Annotated in this window: 7 protein-coding genes; 3 read left to right on the top strand and 4 right to left on the bottom strand. The window is 65.7% G+C overall.

The window, feature by feature from the left end; all coding sequences use genetic code 11:
• Nucleotides 1-166: 166 nt before the first annotated feature.
• The gene (locus ARADN35_RS0100990) at nt 167-574 is read right to left on the bottom strand and encodes a GlcG/HbpS family heme-binding protein (protein ID WP_010458090.1); all 408 of its coding nucleotides are present in this window, start codon (nt 572-574) and stop codon (nt 167-169) included.
• Nucleotides 575-810: 236 nt separating this feature from the next.
• Here ARADN35_RS0100990 and ARADN35_RS0100985 point away from each other — a divergent pair, with 236 nt between their 5' ends.
• Entirely contained in the window at nt 811-1506 is a 696-nt protein-coding gene (locus tag ARADN35_RS0100985) for a Bax inhibitor-1/YccA family protein (RefSeq protein ID WP_010458089.1), read from the top strand.
• A 115-nt stretch (nt 1507-1621) separates the two neighbouring features.
• Nucleotides 1622-1996 (top strand): hypothetical protein, encoded by a 375-nt coding sequence (locus ARADN35_RS0100980; RefSeq protein WP_010458088.1) that lies wholly within the window; start codon nt 1622-1624, stop codon nt 1994-1996.
• A gap of 69 nt (nt 1997-2065) precedes the next feature.
• Here the strand turns inward: ARADN35_RS0100980 and rlmD are convergent, their stop codons facing one another.
• The 3 genes from rlmD to ARADN35_RS0100965 all read right to left on the bottom strand — a co-directional run bounded on the left by rlmD (nt 2066) and on the right by ARADN35_RS0100965 (nt 4528).
• On the bottom strand, nt 2066-3529 hold the full coding sequence (gene rlmD / locus ARADN35_RS0100975; RefSeq protein WP_010458086.1) for a 23S rRNA (uracil(1939)-C(5))-methyltransferase RlmD: 1464 nt from the start codon (nt 3527-3529) through the stop codon (nt 2066-2068).
• A 100-nt stretch (nt 3530-3629) separates the two neighbouring features.
• On the bottom strand, nt 3630-3941 hold the full coding sequence (locus ARADN35_RS25600; RefSeq protein WP_010458084.1) for a hypothetical protein: 312 nt from the start codon (nt 3939-3941) through the stop codon (nt 3630-3632).
• Between the two features lie 113 nt (nt 3942-4054).
• Nucleotides 4055-4528: an Lrp/AsnC ligand binding domain-containing protein gene (locus tag ARADN35_RS0100965; protein WP_010458081.1), complete on the bottom strand. Its 474-nt coding sequence runs from the start codon at nt 4526-4528 to the stop codon at nt 4055-4057.
• Between the two features lie 139 nt (nt 4529-4667).
• Between ARADN35_RS0100965 and putA the strand changes: the two genes are divergently transcribed.
• On the top strand, nt 4668-8414 hold the full coding sequence (gene putA, locus ARADN35_RS0100960) for a trifunctional transcriptional regulator/proline dehydrogenase/L-glutamate gamma-semialdehyde dehydrogenase (protein WP_029412810.1): 3747 nt from the start codon (nt 4668-4670) through the stop codon (nt 8412-8414).
• Nucleotides 8415-8480 lie beyond the last annotated feature (66 nt).

Raw genomic sequence — 8480 nt, 5'->3', positions numbered from 1 at the left:
AACCCGAAAAACCCGAAAAAACCGGAAAAACCGGACGTACGGTCGGTCGTTTTTTTGTTGGGAATGCAGGTTTGGAGTGCAAATTTGAAGATTTTTGGCAGCTAGCGCTTGATGGACAAGCGCTCGCAGCTATAAATTCAATAGCGCCTTCGATAACCCATGTGCATCAAAGTCCAAGCGCTGCAATCCCGGCACGGGCAATTTGCGCATCCTCGGTCGACTTCACGCCACTCACACCCACAGCACCCAGGCACTGGCCGTCCTTGAGGATCGGCACACCGCCTTCGAGCAGGCCGTCGATGCCAGGCGCGCTCAGGAAGGACGTGCGGCCCCCGTTGACGACGTCCTCATACACCTTGCTCTCACGGCGGCCCAGGGCAGCCGTGCGGGCCTTGGACGGGGCGATGTGCGAGGACACGGCGGCGGCGCCATCCAGGCGCTGCAGCCACAGCAGGTGGCCGCCATCGTCGACGATGGCGATCGTTACCGCCCAGTTGTTCTTCAGGGCTTCGGCTTCGGCCGCAGCGGCCACCGCCTTGACGTCGGCCAGTTCGAGTTCGGGTTTGGTTTTCATGGAGCAATCCGGAAAAGGAAGAAATGAAATGGAGGGTGAAAGGGTTGCCAGCAGGCCGCCCCCGGCACCAGAACTGGCAAGCATAGCGGCATCGCAGCGGCCCTTCACCCCCACCCAGGGTGAAAGAACCCTTACCAAAAGTAGGTGACCCAAAGCGGTTATTGCAAGGCCAAAAACCATCACCACCTAAAATTTGTCGTGTCTGCGTTGTGCAGGCCAACAAGGAGAGACACAAGATGAATGACCAAGTCACCACCCTGGGCCACTCTGCGGGCTATGGCATCTCGCAGGAAGAGCGCCACAAGGTGCTTCGCAATACTTACTGGCTGCTCGCGCTGAGCATGATCCCCACGGTGCTCGGCGCCTGGGTGGGCGTGGCCACGGGCATCACCCAGTCGCTGCGCGGCGGCGTGGGCCTGATCGTTTTCCTGGGCGGCGCATTCGCCTTCATGTTCGCGATCGAAAAGACCAAGCGCTCGGCCGCTGGCGTGCCGGTGCTGCTGGCCTTCACGTTCTTCATGGGCCTCATGCTCTCGCGCCTGATCGGCATGGTGCTGGGCTTCAAGAACGGTACCGACCTCATCATGACGGCCTTTGCCGGCACCGCAGGCGTGTTCTTCGTGATGGCCAGCCTGGCCAGCGTGATCAAGCGCGACCTCTCGGGCATGGGCAAGTGGCTGATGGTGGGCGCACTGGTGCTCATGGTCGGCGCCGTCATCAACGTGTTTGTCGGCTCCTCAGTCGGCATGATGGCGATCTCGGTGGCGGCCATCGGCATCTTCAGCGCCTACATGCTGTATGACCTGAAGCAGATCCTGGACGGCGGCGAAACCAACTACATCAGCGCCACGCTGGCGCTGTACCTGGACATCTTCAATGTGTTCCAGAGCCTGCTGGCCCTGCTGGGCATCATGGGTGGCGAGCGGGACTGATCCCCCCCTACTCGCATGTGACCATCCTCAAAGGCTCCTCCGGGAGCCTTTTTTCTTGTACCTTTGCGCCGCCCGGGCCTCAATAGCGCGCACGGCGTGCCGATAATGCAAGTACATGTATCGCAAACCTTCCTCCACCGCATTGCGGCTGCTGGCTCTCTCCAGCATCCTGCTGCTGACTGCCTGCGACAAGATTCCCGGCCTGGGCCCGGACCCGCGCGTCGCCCAGCGTGAGGAGGAAGCCAAGGCCATCGGCGGCGCCTGCCGCCACGCACTGCGGGGCCTGGAAGACTGCTACACCCTGAACCCCAAGGCCGCCAAGGCCTCGGTGTTTGCCGGGTGGAAGGACATGGACGCCTACATGCGCGAGAACAAGCTGGAAGGCACACCTTCGGTGCTCGGCAAGGTGGAAAAGCCCGAACGCACAGAGCGGTCCGGCGACATCGAGACCGAACCCCGCGACCCCGCTGCCAGCCGCAGTCGCAGCTAACAACCCCATCCCGCCATCAGCATCTGAGGGGGCAGCCAGCACAGTGGCCGCCCTGCCCTCGCCTTGGGCTCAGACGCGCTCGAACACCGCCATGCTCTCCACGTGGGCCGTGTGCGGGAACATGTTCACCATGCCCGCCGCCGTGCACTGGTAGCCCCCCAGGTGGACCAGCAGCCCGGCATCGCGGGCCAGCGTGGCGGGGTTGCAGCTCACGTAGACGATGCGTTTCGGGGGCGTCCAGCCCTCGGCCCCAGCAGGCAATGGCCCTGCGCCCTCGGCACCGATGCGCGCCTGCTCGATGTCCGCAAGGGCCTTGGCCAGGGCGAATGCGCCTTCGCGGGGCGGGTCCACCAGCCATTTGTCGGCAGATCCGTCGGCCACCAGCATCTCTGGGGTCATCTCGAACAGGTTGCGCGCTACAAAATCAGTAGCTGCCAGCGCTTTATGGTCATGCGCGACGGCCTGATTCAAGGCATAGTTTTCGCGCGAACGTGCCACCAGCGCCTCGCTGCCCTCAATGCCCAGCACCTCGCGGGCCTGCGTGGCCAGCGGCAGTGTGAAGTTGCCCAGGCCACAGAACCAGTCGATCACACGCTCATGGGGCTGCACATCCAGCAGGCGCAGCGCGCGCGACACCAGCACGCGGTTGATGTGCGGGTTCACCTGCGTGAAATCGGTGGGCTTGAAGGGCATGGTGATGCCGAAGTCCGGCAGTGCATACGACAGCTGCTCGCCGCCTTCGTCCAGCAGCTTCACGGTGTCCGGCCCCTTGGGCTGCAGCCACCATTGCACGTGGTGCTCGGCCGCAAAGGCGCGCAGCCGGGCGAGGTCATCCGCGCTCAGCGGCTCCAGGTGGCGCAGCACCATGGCGGTCACAGTGTCGCCACAGGCCAGTTCGATCTGTGGGCAGGTGTCGCGCGCGTCCATGCCTGCAATCAGCGCCCGCAAGGGCATCAGCATGGCGTCCACATGGGGCGGCAACACGGGGCACTGCTGCATGTCTGCCACATAGCGGCTTTTGCGTTCATGAAAGCCGATCAGCACCTGGCCCTTCTTGATCACATGGCGCACGGACAGCCGGGCGCGGTAGCGATAGCCCCAGGACGGGCCTTCGATGGGGCGCAGCATGGTCTGGGCCTTGACCTTGCCCAGATGCCAGAGGTTGTCTTCGAGTACCCGCTGCTTGACGGCCACCTGGGCGCCGACATGCAGATGCTGCATCTTGCAGCCACCGCACGCACCGGCATGCAGGCCAAAGTGTGGGCAGCCAGGGCGCACGCGCTGCGACGATTCACGGTGGATCGCCAACAGGCTGGCCTGCTCCCAGTTGTTCTTTTTGCGGTGGGTGTTGGCGGTAACCAACTCGAATGGCAAGGCACCGTCGATGAAGATGACCTTGCCGTCGGGCTTGCGGGCGACGCCCTGGGCATCCAGGTCCATGGACTGGACCTGCAGCCAGCCCTCGGGCAGGTCGCCCTGGGAATTCTGCTCGGTCGGTTCAAACGCGGGGGATAGTTCTTTCGGTTCGCTCATCCCCCGATTGTCTCAGGCCCGGGACGCCCTTCCGCCGGGGCCGCCGCACCGGGGTCCTGAGAACCTGCTCACGATCGCGCAGGGGATCGTGAGCCGCTTCTTAGCCGCGATCTGCGCGGGCAGGACGGCCGCCCATGCCCATGGAGCCCGTGGCCCCCTGTGCAGACGCCAGAGGCAGCTTGTTGATGGGGAGGTCGCAGTTGTGGTTGTCGGGCGAGAACACCAGCGTGGAGCCCGGGGCAACGAGAGGCAGGGTCTGGTGAATCTGGTAGGACATGTCCACCGGCGGCTCCGGCGCGCGGTACACGATGTCCTTGTCGGGGCCGTAGACCACGTAGCACGAGGCCGCGGCCGACTGGCTGAAAAAGGCGGCTGCCAGCAGGGCAGCAGCAGCGTATGGGAAGCGGATCATGGTTCTTCTCCTCAATCTGGCAGGTCTGCTGGGCATTATGCGGGCTTTGGCAGGTCGAGCCAATGTGGGTGTGGCCTGGAGGCTGCGGTGTCGTTGCACTCTCCACGTGGCTTTCAACGCAGATGCAGGTGGTTGGTGTGCTTGACCTCCTCCATCACCGCATAGGTGCGTGTCTCGCGCACGCCCGGCAACTGCCACAGCACATTGCCCGCAAACACGCGATAGGCGTTCATGTCGGCAGATCGCGTCTTGAGCAGGTAGTCAAACCCGCCCGCCACCATGTGGCACTCCATGATCTCGGGGTGCACCTGCACAGCGGCCTTGAACTGATCGAACACGTTGGGCGTGGTGCGGTCCAGCAGCACCTCCACAAACACCAGCATGCCCGCGCCCAGCTTCAGGGGGTTCAGGCGCGCCTCGTAGCCCAGGATGAAGCCATCGCGCGTGAGGCGCTGCACCCGCGCCAGCACGGCCGTGGGCGACAGGGCCACCGCCTCGGCCAGCTTGAGGTTGGCAATGCGGCCGTCTTCCTGCAGGATTGACAGGATCTTGCGGTCAATGCGGTCCAGATCGGGTTCTTCTTGCATTTCAATTAGCGATTTATCCGGTGTGAATGCCAATTTTCGATCATTTATTCATCATCAAGCCAAGGATCATCACCAATAACGCGCCCAACCAACACTTCCCACCGTGTTGGGCCCCGCCAAATCCCTGAAAGACACCACCATGACGCAGCCCTCCGCCCCGTTTGCCGACTTCGCTCCCCGCACCCCGCTGAGCAACCCGCTGCGCGCAGCCATCACCGCCGCCACCCGCCGCCCCGAGCCCGAAGCCCTGGCCCCGCTGCTGGCCCAGGCCCGCCTGCCTGCCGATCAAGCGGCGTCCGCCGAGCAACTGGCGCTGCGCATTGCCAAGGCGCTGCGCGAGCGCAAGGCCAGTGCAGGGCGCGCGGGCATCGTGCAGGGGCTGTTGCAGGAGTTTTCGCTGTCGTCGCAAGAAGGCGTGGCGCTGATGTGCCTGGCCGAGGCCCTGCTGCGCATCCCCGACAAGGCCACACGCGATGCGCTGATCCGCGACAAGATCAGCCACGGCCAGTGGGATGCCCACCTGGGCAAGAGCCCGTCGCTCTTCGTCAACGCCGCCACCTGGGGCCTGCTGATCACCGGCAAGCTGGTGGCCACCCACAGCGAGAGCAGCCTGGGTAGCTCGCTCAGCCGCCTGATCGGCAAGGGCGGCGAGCCGCTGATCCGCAAGGGCGTGGACATGGCCATGCGCATGATGGGCGAGCAATTTGTGACCGGCGAGACCATTGATGAGGCCCTGCGCAACGCACGCACGATGGAGGCCGAGGGCTTTCGCTATTCGTACGACATGCTGGGTGAGGCCGCGCTGACCAGCGAAGACGCCAAGCACTACTACGCCTCTTACGAGCAGGCCATCCACGCGATTGGCAAGGCCTCTGCCGGGCGCGGCATTTACGAAGGGCCTGGCATCTCCATCAAGCTCTCGGCCCTGCACCCGCGCTACAGCCGCGCACAGTTTGGCCGTGTGATGGACGAGCTGTACCCGCTGGTGCTGCGCCTCACGGCCCTGGCCAAGCAGTACGACATTGGCCTGAACATCGACGCCGAAGAAACCGACCGCCTGGAGCTGTCGCTGGACCTGCTGGAGCGCCTGTGCCACGAACCCACCCTGGCGGGCTGGAACGGCATTGGCTTCGTCATCCAGGCCTACCAAAAGCGCTGCCCCTTCGTCATCGACTATGTGGTGGACTTGGCGCGCCGCACCCAGCGCCGCCTGATGGTGCGCCTGGTCAAGGGCGCGTACTGGGACAGCGAGATCAAGCGCGCCCAGGTCGATGGCCTGGAGGACTACCCCGTCTACACCCGCAAGGTGCACACCGACATTTCGTACATCGCCTGCGCACGCAAGCTGCTGGCCGCGCCCGAGGCCGTGTACCCCCAGTTCGCCACCCACAACGCCGAAACGGTGGCCACCATTTACCAACTGGCGGGCAGCAACTACTACGCGGGGCAGTACGAGTTCCAGTGCCTGCACGGCATGGGCGAGCCGCTGTACGAGCAGGTGGTAGGCGCTGTGACCGCAGGCAAACTCGGCCGCCCGTGCCGCATCTACGCACCCGTGGGCACGCACGAAACCCTGCTGGCCTACCTGGTGCGCCGTTTGCTCGAAAACGGCGCCAACACCTCGTTTGTGAACCGCATTGCCGATGAAACGATTGCGCTGGATGAGCTGGTACGCAGCCCCGTGCAAGTGGTGGACCAGCAAGCTGCCGTGGAAGGCGCCGCTGGCCTGCCCCACCCCCGCATTGCCACGCCCCAGGGCCTGTATGGCGCGCACCGCAGCAACTCGCGCGGGCTGGACCTGTCCAACGAAAACACGCTGACCGAACTGGCCGCCGCCCTGCAAGCCACGGCAAGCCACGCCTGGACGGCAGCGCCCCTGCTGGCTACTGACTTGCCCGCAGGCACCACCCAGCTCGTGCGCCATCCTGCTGACCACAGCGATGTGGTGGGCCAGGTGCAAGAAGCCACCACCGCCGATGTGGAGCAGGCCCTGGCCCACGCCCAGGCCGCCACAGTCCCCTGGGCCGCCACGCCGCCCGCCGAGCGCGCTGCCGCCCTGCTGCGCACCGCTGACCTGCTCGAAGCCCGCATGCAGCCCCTGCTGGGCCTGCTGATGCGCGAAGCGGGCAAGAGCGCCAGCAACGCCGTGGCCGAGGTGCGCGAGGCCGTGGACTTCTTGCGCTACTACGCAGCCCAGGTGCAAAGCACCTTCGACAACGCCACCCACATCCCGCTCGGCCCCGTGGCCTGCATCAGCCCCTGGAACTTCCCGCTCGCCATCTTCATGGGCCAGGTGGCGGCTGCACTGGCCGCAGGCAACCCCGTGCTGGCCAAGCCCGCCGAACAAACCCCGCTGATCGCCGCCGAGGCCGTGCGCCTGCTGTGGCAGGCCGGTGTGCCCCGCGCCGCCGTGCAACTGCTGCCCGGCCAGGGCGAGACGGTAGGTGCCCGCCTGATTGGCGACGCCCGCGTGATGGGCGTGATGTTCACCGGCTCCACCGAAGTGGCGCGCATCCTGCAGCGCACCGTGGCCGGGCGCTTGGATACCGCAGGCCGCCCCATCCCGCTGATTGCAGAGACCGGCGGGCAGAACGCGATGATCGTGGACTCGTCCGCGCTGGTGGAGCAGGTGGTGGGCGATGCTGTGTCGTCTGCCTTTGACAGCGCAGGCCAGCGCTGCTCGGCGCTGCGCGTGTTGTGCGTGCAGGAAGATGCCGCGGACCGCGTGGTGGAGATGCTGCAAGGTGCCATGGGTGAACTGCGCGTGGGCAACCCGGGCGCGCTGCGTGTGGACGTGGGCCCGGTCATCGACGCCGAAGCGCAAGCGGGCATCAGCCAACACATCGAGACCTTCAAGGCCAAGGGCCATCGGGTGTTCCAGCACCCGAACCATGTTTTGGCCTCCGGCCTACAAGGCACCTTCGTGCCCCCCGCATTGATTGAGCTGAACCACATCGGCGAGCTGGAGCGCGAAGTCTTCGGCCCCGTGCTGCATCTGGTGCGCTACGCGCGCAACGACCTGGATCGCCTGCTCGACCAGATCAACGCCACCGGCTACGGCCTGACCCAGGGCCTGCACACCCGCATCGACGAAACCATTGCCCGCGTGGTGAACCGGGCCCATGCTGGCAACGTGTACGTCAACCGCAACATGGTGGGCGCCGTGGTGGGCGTGCAGCCCTTTGGCGGCGAAGGCCTGTCGGGCACGGGGCCCAAGGCAGGCGGGCCGCTGTACCTGCTGCGCCTGCTGTCGCAGCGCCCGGCCGACGCGCTGGCACGCACGCTTGCCGACGCCGACCAAGCCGCGCCACCCGACGATGCTGTGCGCGAACGCCTGCTGGCGCCCTTGGCCACCTTGCAGCAATGGGCCCAGTTGCAGGGCAATTCGGCCCTGGCCAGCACCTGCGAGCGTTTTGCCCAGGAAACCCAAAGCGGCACCGCCCGCACCCTGCCCGGCCCCACGGGCGAGCGCAACGTCTATACCCTGGCCCCCCGTGCCCGGGTGCTGTGCCTGGCGCAAGGTGTGGACGACCTGCTGGCACAAACCGCCGCCGTGCTCGCCACCGGCGGCACCGCCCTGTGGCCCAACGCCCAGGCCAACCTGCGCACGCAATTGCCCACGCTGGTGCAGGCGCAGGTCATGCTGCAGGACAACACACTGAACGACGGCACCCTGGAGCTGGATGCCGTGCTGCACCATGGCGACGCCGCATCACTGCAGGCGGTGTGCACCGCCCTCGCCCGCCGCGCCGGACCCATCGTGGGCGTGACCGCGCTCCAGCCCGGCGCGACCGACATCCCGCTGGAGCGCCTGCTCATCGAACGCGCGCTGAGCGTGAACACGGCGGCGGCTGGAGGCAATGCGAGCCTGATGACGATTGGATGAGCGCACGGCGCTTGGTGCTCATCCATCAGGGAGAAATTTGAATCAAATTGGCTGCTAGCGCTTATT

The organism is Acidovorax radicis N35 (genome assembly GCF_000204195.1).
Taxonomy (GTDB): Bacteria; Pseudomonadota; Gammaproteobacteria; order Burkholderiales; family Burkholderiaceae_C; genus Acidovorax; species Acidovorax radicis.
The sequence above is the reverse complement of the archived record's forward strand: the minus strand, read 5'-3'. Positions and strand labels throughout refer to the sequence as shown.

Coding starts and splice junctions, on each gene's coding strand:
- ARADN35_RS0100990 (WP_010458090.1), bottom strand. CDS start 574: ATGAAAACCAAACCCGAACTCGAACTGGCCGACGTCAAGGCGGTGGCC.
- ARADN35_RS0100985 (WP_010458089.1), top strand. CDS start 811: ATGAATGACCAAGTCACCACCCTGGGCCACTCTGCGGGCTATGGCATC.
- ARADN35_RS0100980 (WP_010458088.1), top strand. CDS start 1,622: ATGTATCGCAAACCTTCCTCCACCGCATTGCGGCTGCTGGCTCTCTCC.
- rlmD (WP_010458086.1), bottom strand. CDS start 3,529: ATGAGCGAACCGAAAGAACTATCCCCCGCGTTTGAACCGACCGAGCAG.
- ARADN35_RS25600 (WP_010458084.1), bottom strand. CDS start 3,941: ATGATCCGCTTCCCATACGCTGCTGCTGCCCTGCTGGCAGCCGCCTTT.
- ARADN35_RS0100965 (WP_010458081.1), bottom strand. CDS start 4,528: ATGCAAGAAGAACCCGATCTGGACCGCATTGACCGCAAGATCCTGTCA.
- putA (WP_029412810.1), top strand. CDS start 4,668: ATGACGCAGCCCTCCGCCCCGTTTGCCGACTTCGCTCCCCGCACCCCG.